Here is an 18,278-nt window from a genome sequence, read left to right as displayed (position 1 = left end):
CGTTTCCGCCAACTTTTACAGACCGACTTTCCTATAGATTTCCTGTCAATTAACTAAGGAGTGAATTAGATGCGTACCAAACTATCTTCAGAACTGGTTAGAAGAAAGCCTCGTTCTAAAAATGCCCGCAAAAAAAAATCCGGCTGTGGCTGCGGCAAACGTATTAAAAAGTTAAACGACTAACTCCACTGTTTCACCATACAAAATAATCAACCATAACAAGATACATGCTTAAGGCTTAAAACCCAGGCTTTGTTAAAAGGCCTGGGTTTTGTATTAGCTTAACGATGTGACTATTACCTCTATTATAGACGCGGTTGCAGCAATAGCCAGAATGATGATAATCGGGTAAAACACCACCGGCCATAAAGTATAGCCTACATACAACAGGACAGAACTCCAGATACCTGTGCACCAATGACAACTCAATAATTCACCTATGAATTTACGCAAACCATTTCCCTTCAGATAAATAACCGCTTCGATGCTGCCATCTTCTTGCACTTCTTCTTTCCACTCATGAAATGGCGCCCTCAAGAACTCTGTTATCTGGTCGAAAACCAATAACCTCGTTACCCTGAAAGTCGCCAGACTAAATAGCACCAGTCCAAACCATGTAAACACATTTCCACCCTCCTCTAACTGTAAGCTACAGTGTATCTTATTCAAAAATCCGGAATAAGATATCCGCGGCTGAGTGGTAAAAGAAAAGGAAGACATATATTTCGTATGTCTTCCAAACCAGATTTAAAAAGTATGTTTTTTTTCCATCTTGGTCAACATGAATCCTTCAGAGGTTTTCACCTCATCTTTTTCACAAAAACCTAGTTTTTTATAAAGGTTAACAGCTGGTGTGTTCCTTTTTCCTGTGGTGACACGTACCACTTTCCCCTTTGCCCGTGTATTCAAGAGATGATCAATCAAGTCGTTGGCTATGCCTTTCCGGAAATATGGCGGCGCTACCACGAGGCGACAGATGTCCAGGACATTTTCAGTAATATCATATGATAAAACGCCGGCGAGCTCTTTGTTGAAATAATATCCTATATAAGTCTCTTCACTCGAAATAATCGACTCTACCGTATCATGCAAAGCAGGTATATCGTGACCGATCAAGCGAGCTTCGACCTTGTAAGCCGGAATCTGCACCTTCAGAATTGATCGTGCGATTTCTCTATCCCAATGCCGTAACTCTTCAATCATCATTTACCCCCTCCCCATATCCACCCACTTCACTTTAACTAAAAGGCTGTTTCCATTATTTTTTAAGTAATACAGTTTAGAGAAACTGCGAACTAGTGAAAATTTTATTTCTTGTTGTTCTGATGATCGTTGAGCGCATGGACTCGCTGCGGCAGAACACTTCACTTTCCACGGGCACGGCCTGCCTCATCAGCAAAGTACGCTTCCTGCGGGGGTCTTCGGACGCGTGGGACTGCGATTACTCGCCCCATCGAAGACCTTTCGCTGTTCCTGCAAGAGTCTTAAGGTTCTGTCTCTCGCCGGTAAAAGTTTTCTCCATTTTTGTTAGGAAGAACCATGTTAGACACCTTTCAGGATCACTTCTCACCTAACCAGTAATCTATGCCAAGATGCGGAAAAATGCGAGACTCCTTGAAAATAAAGAACGATTTTCTGCGTGCGGTGTAAATGCATGGATGTTTTTTCAAAGTCCTGTGGGAAAGGAACAGTCTGAAGATCCCGCAGGGGCGGTCTTTGCACCGAGGACAATGGGTTTCGGTGGGCCGAGTAATCGCAGGCCCAAGTAACGCTTCGACAGCGAAACATCGCACGCAGAAAATCGATTTGTATTTTCAAGGAAGCTGAAGCGTTCTCCACGGAAAGCGAGTATTTTTCCGCAGCGCTGGACTACCACTCAAACCGAAAAGAATGGAGGAAGTCACGCTATAGAGAGTTAGTTCGCAGTTTATGGATTTCACGAAATCACAGATGTTTTGTTGAAACAGTTCACTGCTCTTATTAGACTAACTTAGCAGAACGAGTGTAAATACACCATACCCTATGATTGCCAGGACTGAAGGTAATACATAGGTGAATGCATTTCTAGTTCTGTCCCTTTTTATCAGGAGCATGATACCAAGAGTCAGTAACATCCCTGTGACGATAGTAGATATATTTCCACCTTCCGCGTCGATCCAGACACTTCCTTCTCTGTAAAAAATATCGGCAATCGTGATTACAAAAATATTGAATAGGTTGCTGCCCATAATAGCACCGATTGCCAGGTCAATATTTGCCACACGGAGAGCAACATATACTCCAACAGCGTCCGGCAGAGACGTAGCAGCAGCAATCAATAAAGAACCTACTGCAGTTGCCGAAATACCTGTCGCTTCAGCCATTAAGTCCCCTGATATCGACAACCCGCTCCCTGAGACAAAAATAGCAACCGAAAACAAACCAAACCGGATGAGGGTCCTTTTGATTGACCCTGTCTCTTTTTTCTCCCCGCTTGCAGGCTCGTCCTCTTCCTGTTTGTTCTGATTTTGTTTTATGGAAATAATCCCCATTCCGATAAAGTACGCTACAGCAATTGAAATGCTCATGATCCCAATCCCAAAAATTTGAAAAGAAGGTTTCCAATATAAAGCAAAGCCAGCAAGCAGTAGCAAGATGAGTCCAAGCAGACCTGTTAGAAAATGATGATCGGAAATCCTCAGGAATAACTGCTGCCTGCGGAAATATATATCTAGTAAAAACAATACAAAGATATTAAATATTATACTGCCAAGCCCGTTACCCACCGCAATGTCGGCATTACCGATAACTGCAGCAGACCCGGTAGCCGTCAATTCCGGAAGGGAGGTCGCCACTGCCAGCAGAATAGTACCAGCCAGCATCCCCCCTATTTTCGTTTCCTTGCTAATAATATCAGCATAGGTCGACAATTTAATTGCAGAATAAACCGACACCGCAGCAGAGATGATGAAAAGAATAATATAGGTCAAAACCGATTAACTCCTTTATCTGTTTTCATGCTTGTTTAAGTTCCCCTGCCCTCCTCCCTGCAAACCAAGATATGGTTGGAACTATTAACCACTCCCTATGTTGGTTTTTGTAGAAGGGTTTTGGTTTACATTTATGGCATCCTGTATTATCATTTGTTCTTATCACCGAGTAAAGGAGGGAAAAGAATGATGAAGAAATCGTATTTATCCTGGATAAGCTTTGTAATTCTGCTATCCGTTTCGATCTTTTCATTCGCCAACCATCCTGGTATCAGCCCTTCTAAAGCTCTCATCGAAGAAACAAACCTTCATTCAACGGAATCGCTTCTGATATCCAACAAAGATCCTCTTAAGGATTCGCCGAAACACTTCCTTCTGCAAATTCTGGACATTGAACCAGCAATCTATCAAACTGGCGTTTTGATCGTGATTTGCTTGTTGACGTTTCTTATCATGCCTTTTTTGGTTACCATCTTTTATCAATCCTCCTATGTAGGAATTCATCGTTCAAACCTTCGTTGAAAATCGATGAAAGGAGGCTGAACGATGATTACGATTATCCGTTTTGTTTGCATTGCAGCATTTTCCTTAACGGCTATCAGCTTATTCACCTACCAGGGAATTGAAATTTTCCATTCCGTAAAGGATTTCCTGTTTCATAAATCATCCTAAAAAAATACTTTTCATAAATCAGGGGCTGGCTCATATGAATAGAGTCAGCCCCTTCTTATTGCGAAAAATCGACTTATCTTATACTTTTATTCTACTATTCTGTCATCAAAAATAAATTTTTGTTTAAAATTATTATAATTAAACATTGATTTTTAAAAGAATTATATTATAATTGTACATGTATTCCAGTTAAGGAGAGGTGTAAACATATGACAAATGAAAAAAGATACTTAACAACCGGCGCGGGTGCTCCTGTTGGAGATAACCAAAACTCAATGACAGCAGGACAACGTGGTCCGACGTTAATCCAAGATGTTCACCTGCTTGAAAAATTGGCTCATTTCAACAGAGAAAGAGTTCCAGAAAGGGTCGTTCATGCGAAAGGTGCCGGTGCCCACGGTTACTTTGAAGTTACTAATGACCTATCAAAATATACAAAAGCAGATTTCTTGTCCGAAGTAGGAAAAACGACTCCTATGTTCATTCGATTCTCAACTGTAGCCGGTGAACTTGGATCAGCAGATACAGTACGTGACCCACGAGGTTTCGCAGTGAAATTTTATACAGATGAAGGTAACTATGACTTAGTCGGAAATAATACACCCGTCTTTTTCATCAGAGATGCCATCAAATTCCCTGACTTCATCCATACCCAGAAACGTAACCCAGCAACACACTTGAAAGATCCTAACGCTGTCTGGGATTTCTGGTCTCTATCACCTGAGTCGCTTCACCAAGTGACAATTCTTCATTCAGATAGAGGAATTCCGGCTACATTACGTCACATGGATGGCTTTGGAAGCCACACGTTCAAGTGGACGAACGCTGAAGGCCAGTCAGTATGGGTGAAATATCACTTTAAAACAAAACAAGGCATCAAAAACCTTGATCCTGAGTTGGCGGCAAAAATAGCCGGGGAAAATCCGGATTACCACATTGAAGATCTGTATAATTCTATCGACAACGGAGAATTTCCAGAGTGGACATTATATGTACAGATTATGCCTGTAGAAGACGCCAACACTTACCGTTTTGATCCATTTGATGTTACAAAAGTATGGTCTCATAAAGACTATCCATTGATCGAAGTCGGCAAGATGGTGCTAAACAAAAATCCTGAAAATTACTTTGCAGAAGTGGAACAGGCAACTTTCTCTCCTGGTTCATTTGTACCGGGAATTGAAGCTTCTCCTGATAAAATGCTTCAAGGACGTTTGTTTGCATACTCTGACGCACACCGCTACCGTGTAGGAGCAAATCATCAGGCGCTGCCTGTTAACCGTTCTAAAGCCCCTGTCCACAATTACCAGCGCGATGGTCAAATGCGTTTTGACGGTAATGGCGGAGGCTCGCTCAATTATGAGCCGAACAGTTTCGGCGGTCCTGCAGAAACTCCTGAAAACAAACCAGCAGCTTTCGAAGTGAACGGGTTTGCTGACAGTGTCGGATATGATCACCATGATCACTATACTCAAGCTGGTGACTTATATCGCTTAATGAGTGAAGAAGAACGCACTCGTTTAGTCAACAATATTGTCGAAGGCATGAAGCCGGTTGAAAAAGACGAAATCAAGTTACGCCAAATCGAGCATTTCTACAAAGCTGACCCTGAATATGGCACTCGTGTCGCTCAAGGACTTGGCCTTGAATTGCCGGTAAAAGCTTAACATCTCCATTAAAAATTAATCTAATCCATTCCATTTCCATAGAAGCTGCCCTCCCTTTATCATATTGGGCAGCTTCTTTTTATTGTTTTATACGAAAGAAATGTACTATTATATGAAGAAATAAAATTCCCGCTTCAATAGCAATTAGGAGTAGTCAATATGTACAAACTGACAAAGGAAGACATCCCCCCAGCGAATATGCATTTTTACAAAAAACCCACCTTGGACTTGGCAAGAAGTCTCTTAGGCCGGCTGCTTGTTAAACAGACAACCGAAGGCACTGCCTCTGGGATAATTGTCGAAACAGAAGCATATATGGGACCACATGACCGTGCAGCACACAGTTTCGGGAACCGGCGCACAAAGCGGACCGAGGTAATGTTCGGGCCATCTGGATATGCTTATACATATGTCATGCACACCCACTGTCTCGTAAATGTGGTAAGCGGCGATGTAGGGGCACCGGAAGCAGTTTTAATCAGAGCCCTCGAGCCTTACTCCGGTTTGGAAATGATGGAAGAAAGAAGACCTAAAGCAAAAAAACAGATTCAATGGACCAACGGCCCCGGCAAGCTTACCAAAGCACTTGGCATCGGGATGAGTGATTATGGCCACCGGTTAGATCAAGAACCACTTTGGATTTCGGATAACTATCATAAAAATGACTTTTCTGTTGCCAGCGGTCCTAGAATTGGCATCGACAACTCAGGTGAAGCAAGAGAATACCCTTGGCGCTTCTGGATAAAAGATAACCCATATGTCTCAAGGTAACATTCAGGCAAAAAAGCAGGCTGTAGATTTTCTACAGCCTTAATCAGAAAAATTGTGCTTTTTTTCAATATCTCCGCTTCTTTTATGAATTACTGCTTCTGTCCCTTTGTTTTCCGCAATTTCTTTTGCGTGTTCGACAGCATCTGATTTGTTTTCATAAACTTTTGTCGGCTTTTTGGCATCTTTGGCCTGAACGGCCCATCCCTTGTCATGGGGTACCACGTGTTCACCTTCATCCAACAATTCCGGCCTGTTTTCGTATGATTTCTTTTTGTTCGAACGTTTTGCCGGGTTTCCTTGTTCTTCAAATTCCTTTATTTCTTTTTCGGAAGCATTCTCATACCATTCTTTCGCCTGCTCTGTGGCAATCGGAATGGCTCTCCCTTCTTCATAGCCCTCGTCTACCATTGCATTGGCTATCTCAATTGCTTTTTTACGAAGGACTGGTTCAAAGTTTTTCATCGATGATGGATAATCGTTCATAGTCCAAGGCATTTGTCTCATCCCCTTCCTTCAAAATTCATCTTTTGTTTATAATTCCCTCTATCCTTATCCATGTAAACACTGTTTTGCCCCATGTAATACGTCCGCATTCACAAATCGCTTGAAATCAACCTTAATGACAACTTGTCTTCCTGATTTTCATGGCAAAATCTTAAAGATTGTTAGAATTATTAACAATACAGGAGCAATTATCAGCTTTTTATTAGCTGTTATCTTCTCATCCTTATTAAGCGAATTTAAACAGTGTTAATCAAGCTTAAAATGGTTTGTGTAAATTTACCAAGTTTCCTATGATAATAAATGTACTTTTCAGAAAATCAAAAATAATCAAAGATTCATTGAAGGAGGAACTCAATATTAATAGTCAAAGCGTAACTGCTACTGCAGATACAGCTGAGAAGCTGGTATTCGAAAAACCGGCTGTTGAGGATGGCTCAGCGATGTGGCAATTGGTGAACGATTCCACGCTCGACCAAAACTCGGCATATAAATACATTATGATGAGTGAGTTTTTTTCAGAAACCTGTGTGGTAGCAAAAGAAGACGGCAAGGTCGTAGGCTTTGTGACCGCATTTATCCCTCCCGAGCGTCCGGATGCGGTTTTTGTCTGGCAGATCGGTGTCTCACCGGAACAAAGAGGTAAAGGAATTGCCTCCAAATTGTTGCATGAGTTAATCAACCGGGAAGCCTGTCAGGATGTTCGCTACGTAGAGGCGACAGTGACCCCATCCAACAATGCCTCTCAATCATTATTCCGGCGACTCGCACATGAGTATAACACCCGGTGCGAAGTAAGCGAATTATTTTCCAAGGACTTGTTTCCGACCGAAGGCCATGAGGAAGAGTTGAATTTCCGAGTCGGCCCCATTACCAGATAATCGCAAACCGGAACAATTGATAAAGGTTCAACAAATCGAAGGAGGAAATTATTTTGACTAAAACAAACTTAGATATCTTTGAAAAATTGGAATCAGAAGTACGCAGCTATTGCCGCAGCTTTCCGGCGGTCTTTACCAAGGCCAAAGGGGAAAGAATTTGGGACCAGGACGGAAACGAATACTTGGACTTCTTCTCCGGTGCCGGCGCCCTGAATTACGGCCATAACGACGATAAGATGAAAAACAAGCTCGTTGAATATATTTTGGATGACGGAATTACTCACTCCCTAGATAAAGCTACTGCTCCTAAAGCAGAGTTCTTGAAAAAGTTCAACGAAGTAATCCTGAAGCCACGCAATTTGGAATACAAGACAATGTTCCCTGGACCAACAGGAACAAACACGGTAGAAAGTGCATTAAAGCTTGCACGTAAAGTGACCGGACGTACAGATGTAATCAGCTTTACAAATGGTTTTCACGGAATGACTATCGGTTCTCTATCTGTAACAGGCAATTCATTCAAGCGTAAAGGGGCAGGTGTTCCTTTGCAAAACGTTGTCACCATGCCTTACGATAACTTCGTTAATGGTGATGAAGACAGTCTTGATTTAGAATACTTGGAGAGATTCCTTGAAGATGGAGGAAGCGGGGTCGATATTCCTGCAGCCATGATTTTGGAAACGGTACAAGGCGAAGGCGGTATTAACGCAGCCCGTTTCGAGTGGTTGAAAAAAGTGGAGAGTATTTGTAAGCGCTGGGGCATTCTGCTTATCATCGACGATGTGCAAGCGGGAATTGGCAGAACAGGAACTTTCTTCAGCTTTGAACCAGCCGGGATTAAACCTGACATCGTCTGCCTTTCCAAATCACTAAGCGGTTACGGACTTCCTTTTGCCGTAACATTAATCAGACCTGACTTGGATATTTGGGATCCGGGTGAACACAACGGGACGTTCCGCGGCAACAACCATGCTTTTATCACAGCAACTGCTGCACTTGAATACTGGGAAGATGAGAATTTCGAGAAAAGCATCCAGAAAAAGTCTCAATTAGTGCGTGATTTTCTTGAGAAAATGGTGAAAGATTTTCCTGAATTAGAAGGTAAAGTCAAAGGCAGAGGATTAATGGCTGGTATCTCTTCCGCAAAGGAAGGACTCTCATCCAAGATTGCCGGGGAAGCGTTCAACCGTGGTCTGATCATGGAAACTTCGGGTTTCAATGATGAAGTATTCAAACTTTTCCCGCCAATCAATGTTTCGGAAGAAAGTCTGAAAAAAGGCTTTGAAATTATAGAAGAGAGCATCAAAAGCACAGTGAAAGAACCTGTCACAAACTAAAGACCAGTTTTACTTCAATGTAAAATCAACAACTATAGGAGGTTTTTTTGAGATGAAAGTAGTAGCTTTGGATGATGTGAAAGGAACAGAACACGATGTAGACGGCGGCAATTGGGTCAGCAGACGTTTGATTTTAAAACAAGATGACATGGGATACTCTGTGCATGACACCCTAATCAAAGCCGGAACAGAAACTCATATTTGGTATCAAAACCATTTAGAGGCTGTTTATTGTATCGAAGGTGAAGGGGAAGTCGTTACCATAAAAGACAATAAGGTTTGGCCGATCAGAAAAGATATGCTTTATGCACTTGATGAGCATGATGAACACCTACTCCGCGCCCGTACCGATATGAGAATGATTTGTGTGTTTAATCCACCGATTACCGGCAAAGAGGTACATGATGAAAATGGTGTCTATCCGGTTCTGGAAGAAGTGGAAAGCAAGTAACCTCTGATTGATATAAGGGCTGTTCCAGAGGGATTAATTCCCTGGGGAACAGCTTTTTTATTACACATCATAAATATAAGGTACTGTTATATGACAAAATATTTCAGAAAATTCAATATTGTGTTATAATTTTGCTTAATAGGTTGATAAACCTAAAAATCTGGGGGGTAGGAGTTCATGTTAAAAAAAGGATTATTAACATTCTTACTAGCATTTTTGCTTGTAATCATCACAGCATGTGGCAGCTCGGATGATGAATCAAGCAGCGCAGAAGACACAGGAACTGACACAACAGAGTCCCAAGAAGAAGGCAGTGACGGTGATACCTATGTTGTTGCCACAGACAATGCCTACGTGCCTTTTGAATACTTAGATGAGGAATCGGGAGAATTAGTCGGATTTGATATCGACTTGATCAAAGCCCTTGCCGAAGAAGCAGGCATTGATATTGAAATTCAGGACATGGAATTCGACGGGGTAGTTGCCGGAATCGGCTCTGGTCGTTTCGATATCGGGATAGCCGGTATGACCATTACAGAAGAAAGAAAAGAAAATATCGATTTCTCACAGCCGTACTATGACGCCGGCCTTATATTAGCGGTAGCTGCGGATAATGAAGAAATCCAATCAGTAGATGATCTATCCGGCAAAACAGTTGCCACCCGCTCAGGAACAACAAGTGAAACCTACATAAAAGAAGAAACTGAAGGAGAGGTAGAATCCTTCCCGCAAATTACAGAAGCATATCAGAATGTTATTGCGGGCAGAGCGGACGCTGCTATTTACGACGTACCAAATGTGCAATATTACGCCAATACAGAAGCTGGTGGTCAATTAAAAACTGTCGGAGAGCTACTAACAGGCGAGCAGTATGGCATAGCTTTTCCGAAAGGATCAGAATTGCGAGATGTGATTGACGAAGCATTAACCACTTTAAAAGATAATGGAACCTATGGAGATATTTATGAAGAATGGTTTGGTGAACGTCCAGAGGGCATGTAAATAAAAGCACCTATTATCTGGATACTTGAAAAAAGCGTGGCAAACCGGTTGTCACGCTTTTATTCTGAAACTACATCAAACTATTAGAGGTGATAATAAGTGGAACATTATATAGGAGTACTACCCTATTTACTTGAAGGGATACAGTTAACCCTTCTCATCACAGTCATTGGAGTTCTGATTGGTTTTGTTATTGGAGCTTTCACTGGGATTGCCCGCCTTTCCAAAAACAAACTCATTTATGGAATTGCCACCGTGTATGTAGAAGTTATTCGGGGTACACCGATTTTGGTTCAAATATTATTTATTTACTTCGGCCTTTCCGATCTGTTCGGTATTGACCTGGATAAAATTACTGCATCTATTATTGCAATCGCCGTCAATGCAGGTGCCTATATTGCAGAAATTGTTCGGGGAGCAGTTCATTCCATCAACAAAGGACAAAAGGAAGCAGGGCGTTCTTTGGGATTGACATCCTCCCAAACAATGCTCTATATCATTTGGCCCCAGGCCTTCAAGCGGATGATTCCGCCACTTGGCAACCAATTTATCATCAGTTTAAAAGATACTTCCCTTTTCTCAGCTATAGCGGTAGGAGAAGTATTATATTTGGGACGCCAATATGCAAGTGCGACATTTACATACTTTGAGCCCTATGCAATGGTAGGCATTTTTTATTTGGCAATTACGATTCCATCGATGATTATTCTTCGCATGGTTGAACGGAGGTTGGATGTTTAATGATCAAAGTCGAGGACCTACATAAATCCTTTGGCGACACAGAGGTATTAAAGGGTATAACCACCGAAATTAAGGAAAAAGAAGTTGTATGCGTCATCGGCCCGTCTGGTTCAGGAAAAAGCACCTTCTTGCGATGCTTAAATCTCCTGGAAGATATCACTTCCGGCCATGTAATCATCGATGGCGACGATATAACCGACCCAAAAACCAACATTAACGACGTCAGGTCACGTGCCGGAATGGTATTTCAGCATTTCAATCTTTTTCCCCATCGAACCGTACTTGAGAACGTGACACTAGCACCAATAAAAGTTAAAGGTTTATCCAAAGAAGAAGCTGAACAGACAGCATTGCCGCTCCTGTCAAAGGTTGGATTGTCAGACAAGGCAGATGTCTATCCTGGCAGTCTTTCGGGAGGACAAAAACAGCGGGTTGCTATAGCCAGGGCTTTGGCCATGAATCCCACCGTCATGCTTTTTGATGAACCTACCTCCGCACTTGACCCCGAACTTGTCGGAGAAGTATTGGAAGTCATGAAGGAACTGGCACAAGAAGGTATGACAATGGTTGTGGTTACACATGAAATGGGTTTTGCAAGAGAAGTTGGCGACCGGGTCTTCTTTATTGATGAAGGTATTTTTATGGAAGAAGGTACGCCGGAAGAAATATTTCAAAATCCCCAAAGTCCAAGATTGAAATCGTTTCTTAGCAAGATACTTTAACAACAACCGCTTGACGGGATATAGCGTAAAGCTTGGAAGGGGTTTTACACTGTTAATCTCAAGAGACAAAAAAGGATGGGGCAACCCCATCCTTTTTTGTATTAGGCATGTTAGGATGCATTTCCCTCTGCAGGAATCGGCTGTTCATTCAGAATGCTGGCCAGGTGGACCAGGTTGTGTCCGGCCATTTGTATAGTGGATTGCGTGAATTCACTTTTGTACCCTTCCGCTTCAACATAAGAAGGACCCGGGCCGGCTTCTCCTACCCAGTATGCAAGTGGATTCGGCGGAACGGTATAACCTAGCTGAGCCAAACCGAAAATCAAATCCCCTCCAGCATTCTTCGCGCCGTCTTCATTACCAGTCACTGCAGCTCCGGCTACCTTGTTGTAAAAAATGGATTGCCCTTTCTCATTCGTTTCACTGCTGCCGCCATCCAGACGTTCCAATACAAGCTTAGATATACTGCTTTTCTCTCCAAGCCATACAGGTGTACCGACAAGTAGGATATCTGCCTCTTTTACCTTTTCCCAGATCTGCGGCCATTCATCACCATCACCCATGTCGGACGCAATACCATAGGCAACCTGGTAATCTGCAACACGAATCACTTCAGATTCCACCTGTTTCCCATCAAAAATTTTAATGAAATCGTTCAGCATGGCATCGGTATTAGAAGGTTCATTCGATTTCTTCAATGAACAATTTAAAATCAGTGCTTTTAACTTTCTACTCATCTCTATTCCTCCTTACCAAAATATCTCCTATACCTATACCCGATACAATTGACAGTTAAGCACAACTCCTGGTTGTCCACATTTATATTGAGTCTATGTTTGGGAAAAGCAGAAAGTGGATATGGAATAGTACAGCGTCACAACAGAAAAAATCATTTCTCATTAAGGAGGTACATCTTATGACAGCTCTACAAGATGTAATGGTAACCAATGTAGCGGAAGTGAAACCCTCGGACAGCTTAGAAACGTTGGCAAGAGAAATGGATGCACATGATGTTGGTTTCCTGCCAGTCGTCAGTGAAGACAAACTGGTAGGCGTTGTAACAGATAGAGATATTGTTCGACGTGGCTTAGCAAAAGATTTTAAAGCCAATAGCGTAGAGGCTCAGCAGGTAATGACAGAAAAAGTTATTACAGGCCTTCCGGATATGGACGTAGAAGAAGCTTCCCGATTGATGCAGGACCATCAAATTAAGCGGCTGCTTGTCACAGAAAACGATCAATTAAAAGGGGTTGTTTCCCTTGGTGACTTAGCAGTCAGCGGAAACGACCAGTCAGCGGAAAGCGCTCTGAGCGAAATCAAAAAATCCGACAAACAATAAAACGACTTAGCGAGGTGCATGAATCATGGCAGATAATAAGGACAAAGTAACAGGAGGAAACAATGGAAATTCTCCTGAACAGGAACAAAAAAGAAAAGATCCCAATAAAGATTATGATCCGGAACGCCAAGTAGAAAGCGACAAACAGAACCCATCAGAAAAAAACCCCGATGATTTTGAATGAGATAAAACGAGGCTGGCATAACTGCCAGCCTTTTCTTTTTCCAATAAAATAACACTCAACCTGTGAATACTTCTCCTCACTCCTTCCATATTAAATAAAGAATAAGCAACCCTTATTCTAATCCTTCTGATGGAAAGGAATGATAGAATGGATCGCAGAGACGAAGCCAAAGACGCATTGCAGAACATTGAAAAAACAGATGAAGTGGAATTTTCCTACGAACTGGCAGACTCAGAAGACATGGAAGCAATGGAACGAATGAAAAAAGCCAACGAACGTGCTGAAAAACACAAACGGCATTAAACAAAGACGAGCATACCGCTCGTCTTTTCTCACTTAATTCTTATCATTGCTTTTTTTCTGTTTACTTGCTTGTCTGTTGCGCTTTCGGCCGGTTTGTTTACATCCGAAATGCAATAGGGACATTTGACTGCCTTCGTTGGAATTCCCATTCCACAATAGGAGCATTCTTTCTTTGTCATCGCTGCGACCGGATCCTGGTTCGGCTTTTTCCACCTGTTCAGTTGCCTGATGACAATGAAAATGGCGAATAGAATCAATAGAAATCGGATAAATGAGGTAATGAACAAACCGTAGTTTATCGTAACTGCTCCCGCTTCCTGTGCATCAGTCAATGTCCGATAATGGGTGCCATTGAGACTGATATACAAGTTGGAGAAATTCATCTTCGCCATCACCAGACCTATAGGAGGGAGAAGTATATCTGTAACGAAAGAATCAATCAAGTTGCTGAATGTTGCCCCAAGCACCATCCCTATGCCTATTTCCGCAGCACTTCCCTTCATGACAAACTGACGGAACTCTCCCAACAATCGGATAGCTTTTCCCCCTTTCTTCAAATCCTTATAATGAGGATACAAGCAAGCTTTTGTATATAGTATGCCCTGGCTTGTCAGACCATGAGGATACAATGTTATATAGGTTAATAACAAGGGGAACATATAGAAAATGGCTTAAACTACATATTATGAGTTTGAAGTAAGGAGATGATAGTAGTGAGCAGAAAAGATGTAGACGACTATATCCAGGAAGGAATATATGGGGCAAAACAAACCAAACCAGGTGAAAGGAAACGATATCTCGGCACATTGAGGGAAAGAGTGATCCTTGCTCTTACTAAAGGCCAGGTAATGAAAAACAAAGGACATGATGAGCTTCTAGCCGGGATGAAAGAACATCCTGATTCCAGACTGCTGTTTAATGGAAATATCAACTCAAGATTTCTAAAGGATTATAAGAACATGGCAAGAGAGGCGGGAATCCAATATTCTTCCATTACAAATAAAGAAGCGAAAACAGATCTTGGAGCGATTTTGACAAGTGATCATGCTATCGATAAAGAGAATATATATTTAGAAGAAGCGGAAGAAGATGTTGACGAAAATACAGTTGAAGAGCAAGAACTATCAGATTCCTCTCCTATCAAAAAAGCGTGGTCCAATCTCAAGACGTTGTGGAAGAATTAAATTACAATTTGTTAACATTAGTGAATAGTTGTTTGAATTCCCCAAAAAGGTGAAATAGTCTAATGTAACGAAAAGTAGATCAATACTTTTCCACAATTTTTACGGAGGTGTTTACCAATGGCAGACAATCGTTTTAAGACTGGAGAAAATGTTCCTGAAAACGGGACCTATAAGGTAGACGGCTTTGTACACGAAGAAGATTCATCACAAAACGACGACACAGAAATCAATGTAGAACAAGGTGAACAATTCCCGCCGTCACCAACCACTCACAAAGCGGTATATTGGGTAAAAGCTTCCTAAATCGTCCCAAAGGCTGTATCAGGCCATTCCTGATACAGCCTTTTTATATAAACTCTTATCACATGCTTTTACCATTTTGAGTTTTATAGTTGAGGCAAACTGCGACATAGTGACAATTTTATTTCTTGATGTTCTGATTATTGTTGAGCGCATGCACTCGCTGCGGCAGAACACTTCGCTTTCCATGGGCCCGGCCTCAGCCTCCTCATCAGCAAAGTGCGCTTCTTGCAGGGTCTTCGGACTCGTGCTGTTCCCATAAGAGTCTGCGTATTCTGCCTTCGCTGTTAAGGTTTTTCTGAATTTTGATGTTAGGCATACCTATGTTATACATATTGTAGTATTTCCTTTCAATTAATCAAAAAACATCCTAGCATTGGAAAATTGCTTTTATTACTTTGGGAAAAAAGTTCGATTTTCTGTCTTGAGGTGTAAATTCATGGATGACTTTTTAAAGTGTAGGAGTAAGGCAGTCCCGAAGACACGCAGTGAGTGCTGTCAAATAACCACAGGAGTCTGGCTATCTGCCTCCCTAGTAAATGTTTTCTCCGTTTTTGATATGGAGAACCAAGTTAGACACATTTCAGGATCACTTCTCACCTAATTAGAAAACTATACCGAGCTGCGGAAAAATGCGAGACTCCTGTGGGAAAGGAACAGTCTGAAGACCCCACAGCCGGTGGTTTGAAGTGACCCACGGAAAGCGAGTATTTTTCCGCAGCGTCGGCTTACCACTCAATCCGAAAAGGATGATAGGAAGTCACACTGAAGTTAGTTCGCAGTCTATGGTTTTTACGTCGCTGTTCCAAAAACTTTTTGTAATAATTAAAGCAGCCTCCTTTTAGGGGAGACTGCTTTATTAAGGATGTAGGATTCTTTGTAGGAATTGCTGTGTCCGCTTTTCTTTTGGAGCTTTCAGCACCTGCTCAGGGGTGCCTTTCTCGACTATATATCCTCCATCCATGAAAAGTACCTGGTCAGATACTTGTTCAGCAAAATGTAGTTCATGCGTGACAATCACCATTGTCCAGCCTTCTCTGGCAAGATCTTTGATTACCGTTAACACTTCTCCGATCAACTCCGGATCGAGAGCGGAAGTTGGTTCATCAAACAACATAAGTTCAGGTTCTATCGCCAATGCTCTGGCAATCCCAACCCGCTGCTGTTGACCACCCGATAGTTGATGAGGGTATAAATCCATTTTATCCTTCAATCCAACCTTTTCCAATAAGTCGACAGCCATTTCTCTAACTTCTTGTTTGTTTCTTTTTTGAACAACAATGGGACCTTCTGTTACATTTTCCAAAGCTGTCTTATGAGGAAACAAGTTATAAGATTGAAAAACCATCCCGGATTTCCTTCTGAGTTCCAACCACTCTTTCCGTGTGATTTTCTTACTGAAATCAAGTGTCATTCCATCGTTGAAAGTGAAAATTCCCTTGCTTGGTTTCTCCAGAGCATTTAAACAACGGAGCAGTGTCGTTTTACCTGACCCCGATGGCCCGATGATCGACATTACCTGTCCTTTTTCGATATCTACATCTATTTCCTTTAGTACTTCCAATTCTCCAAAAGATTTGGCCAATCCTTTTATCGATAAAAACATCAATCGCTCCTCCTCTACCTGGCCGTATATCTTGCAAGACGACGTTCAATGAATTCTTGAACCAGTGATAATAGAAAACAAATGATCCAATACAGTATAGCTGCCTCTACATAAATTAACATAAAATCATAGGTTCTCGCCGCAATTTCCTGTGCTCTTCTAAACAATTCTGTAACAAGAATCAAAGAAGCGAGCGATGTATCCTTGACCAGACTGATGAATGTATTGGAAAGCGGAGGAATGGATACCCTTGCAGCCTGAGGCAGTATAATCCTTCTCATAGTAGTGTTGTATGTCATTCCAACTGTATAACCAGCTTCCCACTGGCCCTTTGGTATCGATTGGATGGAAGCACGGATAATTTCAGAAGCGTAGGCTCCGACGTTTAAGGAAAAGGCAATAATTGCACTTGGAAAAGGGTCAATCGTAATATTCAAACTTGGCAAACCATAGAAAACGATAAATAACTGGACAAGCATCGGCGTCCCTCTTATCGCCGACACGTATGCCACAGCAGGAGCCCGCAGGACCCTGGAACCGGACAACCTCATCATTGCTGTTAACAATGCCAACACTATACCTACAACAAAAGAAATAAGAGTAAGAGGAATCGTATATTTGATTCCTCCAGTAATCATGGGAAGCAGGGAGTTCTTAAATAACTCCCATCCCTCCATATTTGCGGTTATCGTAAATAATAGGTTATTGAGAAGATACATCTTCACCAAACCATTCTTTGGAAATTTCCTCTAAGGTGCCATCTTCCCTCATCGCTTCCAACTGCTCGTTGACAGCCTCCACTAGTTCTTCATTGCCTTTGTTGAATGCAAAAGCTGATTCAGAGGCCTCCTCCTCTTCAGCAGCAATTTCAATATTGGCATCCCCTTGCTGTTTTATATAATCCAATACCGCCAATTTGTCGTTTACCGTTACATCTGCACGGCCTTGTTTGATTAACTCAATTGATTGGGCCAGCCCTTCCACTTGGATGATCTCTGCTCCATTCTCTTTGGCAATAGCTCCATAGTTGCTTGTCAAAGACTGTGCAGATCGCTTTCCTTCCAAATCTTCAAACGATTGGATGTCTTCGTTATTCTTAGGCACTACTACTACAGCCGAGGAATAGGTGTACGGGTTGGAGAAGTCATAGTTTTCCAAACGGTCTTCATTTATACCAACCTGATTAGCAATTAGGTCGAAACGTTCAGCATTTAAACCAGCAAACATTGAATCCCATTGTGTTTCCTCGAATTCAGCCTCAACGCCCATCCGGTTGGCAATTTCACGAATAATTTCCACATCATAACCCGTCAATTCGCCTTCTTCATTATGAAAAGTAAAAGGGGCATATGTTCCTTCCGTGCCGATGGTAAGAACGCCTTCTTCCATGACCTGATCATACAGGCTGTTGTCGCCCTCTCCTCCATTTTCAGCGGTTTCTTGTTCCTCTTGGTTCTCTGAACCGCCATTTTCTTCATTTGTACCACATGCGGCAATAACAAGTATTAAGCCCAACATAATGAGCCAAGTACTAAATTTCTTCATGGTCTAAACCCCCAGTATTTTTATCGGAATTATAATAACAGACGTGATTATAACCCACAAACATTGGTTTGTAAAACAAACGAACTTCCTTTTCAGTATCTCC

General features: G+C 42.0%; 24 protein-coding genes. 15 read left to right on the top strand and 9 right to left on the bottom strand.

The window, feature by feature from the left end; genetic code table 11:
* Positions 1-276 precede the first annotated feature (276 nt).
* The 3 genes from CZ434_RS16010 to CZ434_RS16000 all read right to left on the bottom strand — a co-directional run bounded on the left by CZ434_RS16010 (position 277) and on the right by CZ434_RS16000 (position 2,969).
* Complete coding sequence (locus CZ434_RS16010; protein ID WP_245831007.1) at positions 277-624, bottom strand: DUF1360 domain-containing protein; 348 nt, start codon at positions 622-624, stop codon at positions 277-279.
* Between the two features lie 123 nt (positions 625-747).
* Positions 748-1,203 (bottom strand): GNAT family N-acetyltransferase, encoded by a 456-nt coding sequence (locus tag CZ434_RS16005; RefSeq protein ID WP_179107293.1) that lies wholly within the window; start codon positions 1,201-1,203, stop codon positions 748-750.
* 782 nt (positions 1,204-1,985) lie between these two features.
* Positions 1,986-2,969, bottom strand: a complete 984-nt coding sequence (locus tag CZ434_RS16000) for a sodium:calcium antiporter (protein ID WP_077624067.1) — start codon at positions 2,967-2,969, stop codon at positions 1,986-1,988.
* Between the two features lie 186 nt (positions 2,970-3,155).
* Between CZ434_RS16000 and CZ434_RS15995 the strand changes: the two genes are divergently transcribed.
* The 4 genes from CZ434_RS15995 (at position 3,156) to CZ434_RS15985 (ending at position 6,079) form a co-directional block, all read left to right on the top strand.
* Positions 3,156-3,491 carry a hypothetical protein gene (locus CZ434_RS15995; RefSeq protein ID WP_077624066.1) on the top strand — a complete coding sequence of 112 codons (336 nt, stop codon included), beginning with the start codon at positions 3,156-3,158 and terminating at the stop codon, positions 3,489-3,491.
* A 24-nt stretch (positions 3,492-3,515) separates the two neighbouring features.
* On the top strand, positions 3,516-3,641 hold the full coding sequence (locus tag CZ434_RS22690) for a hypothetical protein (RefSeq protein ID WP_281252279.1): 126 nt from the start codon (positions 3,516-3,518) through the stop codon (positions 3,639-3,641).
* 209 nt (positions 3,642-3,850) lie between these two features.
* Entirely contained in the window at positions 3,851-5,308 is a 1,458-nt protein-coding gene (gene katA, locus CZ434_RS15990) for a catalase KatA (protein ID WP_077624065.1), read from the top strand.
* A 159-nt stretch (positions 5,309-5,467) separates the two neighbouring features.
* Positions 5,468-6,079 carry a DNA-3-methyladenine glycosylase gene (locus tag CZ434_RS15985; RefSeq protein WP_245831006.1) on the top strand — a complete coding sequence of 204 codons (612 nt, stop codon included), beginning with the start codon at positions 5,468-5,470 and terminating at the stop codon, positions 6,077-6,079.
* A gap of 39 nt (positions 6,080-6,118) precedes the next feature.
* Here the strand turns inward: CZ434_RS15985 and CZ434_RS15980 are convergent, their stop codons facing one another.
* Positions 6,119-6,574, bottom strand: coding sequence for a DUF2188 domain-containing protein (locus CZ434_RS15980; protein WP_077624064.1), 456 nt, complete (start codon positions 6,572-6,574; stop codon positions 6,119-6,121).
* A 299-nt stretch (positions 6,575-6,873) separates the two neighbouring features.
* On the opposite strand from CZ434_RS15980, the gene ectA reads away from it, so the two are divergent.
* The 6 genes from ectA (at position 6,874) to CZ434_RS15950 (ending at position 11,714) form a co-directional block, all read left to right on the top strand.
* A complete protein-coding gene (ectA, locus tag CZ434_RS15975; RefSeq protein WP_077624063.1) occupies positions 6,874-7,461 on the top strand; it encodes a diaminobutyrate acetyltransferase in 588 nt (195 codons plus the stop codon).
* Positions 7,462-7,514: 53 nt separating this feature from the next.
* On the top strand, positions 7,515-8,798 hold the full coding sequence (ectB, locus tag CZ434_RS15970) for a diaminobutyrate--2-oxoglutarate transaminase (protein WP_077624062.1): 1,284 nt from the start codon (positions 7,515-7,517) through the stop codon (positions 8,796-8,798).
* A 52-nt stretch (positions 8,799-8,850) separates the two neighbouring features.
* Entirely contained in the window at positions 8,851-9,249 is a 399-nt protein-coding gene (locus CZ434_RS15965; RefSeq protein ID WP_077624061.1) for an ectoine synthase, read from the top strand.
* Positions 9,250-9,426: 177 nt separating this feature from the next.
* Entirely contained in the window at positions 9,427-10,251 is an 825-nt protein-coding gene (locus tag CZ434_RS15960) for a glutamine ABC transporter substrate-binding protein (protein ID WP_077624060.1), read from the top strand.
* 99 nt (positions 10,252-10,350) lie between these two features.
* The gene (locus tag CZ434_RS15955) at positions 10,351-10,992 is read left to right on the top strand and encodes an amino acid ABC transporter permease (RefSeq protein WP_077624059.1); all 642 of its coding nucleotides are present in this window, start codon (positions 10,351-10,353) and stop codon (positions 10,990-10,992) included.
* Positions 10,992-11,714: an amino acid ABC transporter ATP-binding protein gene (locus CZ434_RS15950; RefSeq protein ID WP_077624058.1), complete on the top strand. Its 723-nt coding sequence runs from the start codon at positions 10,992-10,994 to the stop codon at positions 11,712-11,714. Before CZ434_RS15955 ends, CZ434_RS15950 begins: the two co-directional genes overlap by 1 nt.
* 110 nt (positions 11,715-11,824) lie before the next feature.
* On the opposite strand, the gene CZ434_RS15945 is transcribed toward CZ434_RS15950, so the two are convergent.
* The gene (locus CZ434_RS15945; protein ID WP_077624057.1) at positions 11,825-12,451 is read right to left on the bottom strand and encodes a flavodoxin family protein; all 627 of its coding nucleotides are present in this window, start codon (positions 12,449-12,451) and stop codon (positions 11,825-11,827) included.
* Between the two features lie 179 nt (positions 12,452-12,630).
* On the opposite strand from CZ434_RS15945, the gene CZ434_RS15940 reads away from it, so the two are divergent.
* The 3 genes from CZ434_RS15940 to CZ434_RS15935 all read left to right on the top strand — a co-directional run bounded on the left by CZ434_RS15940 (position 12,631) and on the right by CZ434_RS15935 (position 13,540).
* Complete coding sequence (locus CZ434_RS15940) at positions 12,631-13,053, top strand: CBS domain-containing protein (RefSeq protein ID WP_077624056.1); 423 nt, start codon at positions 12,631-12,633, stop codon at positions 13,051-13,053.
* Between the two features lie 25 nt (positions 13,054-13,078).
* Entirely contained in the window at positions 13,079-13,237 is a 159-nt protein-coding gene (locus CZ434_RS22255; protein ID WP_179107292.1) for a hypothetical protein, read from the top strand.
* 129 nt (positions 13,238-13,366) lie between these two features.
* A complete protein-coding gene (locus CZ434_RS15935; RefSeq protein WP_077624055.1) occupies positions 13,367-13,540 on the top strand; it encodes a YfhD family protein in 174 nt (57 codons plus the stop codon).
* Positions 13,541-13,569: 29 nt separating this feature from the next.
* Here CZ434_RS15935 and mscL read toward each other — a convergent pair whose 3' ends face one another.
* On the bottom strand, positions 13,570-14,070 hold the full coding sequence (mscL, locus tag CZ434_RS15930) for a large conductance mechanosensitive channel protein MscL (protein ID WP_245831004.1): 501 nt from the start codon (positions 14,068-14,070) through the stop codon (positions 13,570-13,572).
* A 183-nt stretch (positions 14,071-14,253) separates the two neighbouring features.
* Between mscL and CZ434_RS15925 the strand changes: the two genes are divergently transcribed.
* Positions 14,254-14,724, top strand: coding sequence for a YueI family protein (locus tag CZ434_RS15925; protein ID WP_077624054.1), 471 nt, complete (start codon positions 14,254-14,256; stop codon positions 14,722-14,724).
* Between the two features lie 117 nt (positions 14,725-14,841).
* The gene (locus CZ434_RS15920) at positions 14,842-15,027 is read left to right on the top strand and encodes a YjzC family protein (protein ID WP_077624053.1); all 186 of its coding nucleotides are present in this window, start codon (positions 14,842-14,844) and stop codon (positions 15,025-15,027) included.
* A gap of 856 nt (positions 15,028-15,883) precedes the next feature.
* Here the strand turns inward: CZ434_RS15920 and CZ434_RS15915 are convergent.
* Genes CZ434_RS15915 through CZ434_RS15905 form a run of 3 tightly spaced genes read right to left on the bottom strand, consistent with a single transcriptional unit; the run spans position 15,884 to position 18,175 of the window.
* Complete coding sequence (locus tag CZ434_RS15915) at positions 15,884-16,630, bottom strand: amino acid ABC transporter ATP-binding protein (RefSeq protein ID WP_077624052.1); 747 nt, start codon at positions 16,628-16,630, stop codon at positions 15,884-15,886.
* Positions 16,631-16,644: 14 nt separating this feature from the next.
* Positions 16,645-17,349 (bottom strand): amino acid ABC transporter permease, encoded by a 705-nt coding sequence (locus CZ434_RS15910; protein ID WP_077624051.1) that lies wholly within the window; start codon positions 17,347-17,349, stop codon positions 16,645-16,647.
* A complete protein-coding gene (locus CZ434_RS15905; protein WP_077624050.1) occupies positions 17,333-18,175 on the bottom strand; it encodes an amino acid ABC transporter substrate-binding protein in 843 nt (280 codons plus the stop codon). The genes CZ434_RS15910 and CZ434_RS15905 overlap by 17 nt, the downstream gene beginning before the upstream one ends.
* Between the last annotated feature and the right edge of the window lie 103 nt (positions 18,176-18,278).

Origin of the sequence: Sediminibacillus massiliensis (assembly GCF_900156915.1) — a bacterium.
Taxonomy (GTDB): Bacteria; Bacillota; Bacilli; order Bacillales; family Amphibacillaceae; genus Sediminibacillus_A; species Sediminibacillus_A massiliensis.
This window is presented reverse-complemented; position numbering and strand designations above follow the sequence as displayed.

What these genes read in the sequence shown, in the direction of transcription:
- ectA (WP_077624063.1), top strand. Translation starts at nt 6,874, where the DNA reads ATGATAATAAATGTACTTTTCAGAAAATCAAAAATAATCAAAGATTCA.
- CZ434_RS15965 (WP_077624061.1), top strand. Translation starts at nt 8,851, where the DNA reads ATGAAAGTAGTAGCTTTGGATGATGTGAAAGGAACAGAACACGATGTA.
- CZ434_RS15915 (WP_077624052.1), bottom strand. Translation starts at nt 16,630, where the DNA reads ATGTTTTTATCGATAAAAGGATTGGCCAAATCTTTTGGAGAATTGGAA.
- CZ434_RS15920 (WP_077624053.1), top strand. Translation starts at nt 14,842, where the DNA reads ATGGCAGACAATCGTTTTAAGACTGGAGAAAATGTTCCTGAAAACGGG.
- CZ434_RS15995 (WP_077624066.1), top strand. Translation starts at nt 3,156, where the DNA reads ATGATGAAGAAATCGTATTTATCCTGGATAAGCTTTGTAATTCTGCTA.
- CZ434_RS16005 (WP_179107293.1), bottom strand. Translation starts at nt 1,203, where the DNA reads ATGATTGAAGAGTTACGGCATTGGGATAGAGAAATCGCACGATCAATT.
- katA (WP_077624065.1), top strand. Translation starts at nt 3,851, where the DNA reads ATGACAAATGAAAAAAGATACTTAACAACCGGCGCGGGTGCTCCTGTT.
- CZ434_RS15950 (WP_077624058.1), top strand. Translation starts at nt 10,992, where the DNA reads ATGATCAAAGTCGAGGACCTACATAAATCCTTTGGCGACACAGAGGTA.
- CZ434_RS22690 (WP_281252279.1), top strand. Translation starts at nt 3,516, where the DNA reads ATGATTACGATTATCCGTTTTGTTTGCATTGCAGCATTTTCCTTAACG.
- CZ434_RS15935 (WP_077624055.1), top strand. Translation starts at nt 13,367, where the DNA reads ATGGAAAGGAATGATAGAATGGATCGCAGAGACGAAGCCAAAGACGCA.
- CZ434_RS15960 (WP_077624060.1), top strand. Translation starts at nt 9,427, where the DNA reads ATGTTAAAAAAAGGATTATTAACATTCTTACTAGCATTTTTGCTTGTA.
- CZ434_RS15910 (WP_077624051.1), bottom strand. Translation starts at nt 17,349, where the DNA reads ATGTATCTTCTCAATAACCTATTATTTACGATAACCGCAAATATGGAG.
- CZ434_RS15905 (WP_077624050.1), bottom strand. Translation starts at nt 18,175, where the DNA reads ATGAAGAAATTTAGTACTTGGCTCATTATGTTGGGCTTAATACTTGTT.
- CZ434_RS15980 (WP_077624064.1), bottom strand. Translation starts at nt 6,574, where the DNA reads ATGCCTTGGACTATGAACGATTATCCATCATCGATGAAAAACTTTGAA.
- CZ434_RS15945 (WP_077624057.1), bottom strand. Translation starts at nt 12,451, where the DNA reads ATGAGTAGAAAGTTAAAAGCACTGATTTTAAATTGTTCATTGAAGAAA.
- CZ434_RS22255 (WP_179107292.1), top strand. Translation starts at nt 13,079, where the DNA reads ATGGCAGATAATAAGGACAAAGTAACAGGAGGAAACAATGGAAATTCT.
- CZ434_RS15985 (WP_245831006.1), top strand. Translation starts at nt 5,468, where the DNA reads ATGTACAAACTGACAAAGGAAGACATCCCCCCAGCGAATATGCATTTT.
- CZ434_RS15940 (WP_077624056.1), top strand. Translation starts at nt 12,631, where the DNA reads ATGACAGCTCTACAAGATGTAATGGTAACCAATGTAGCGGAAGTGAAA.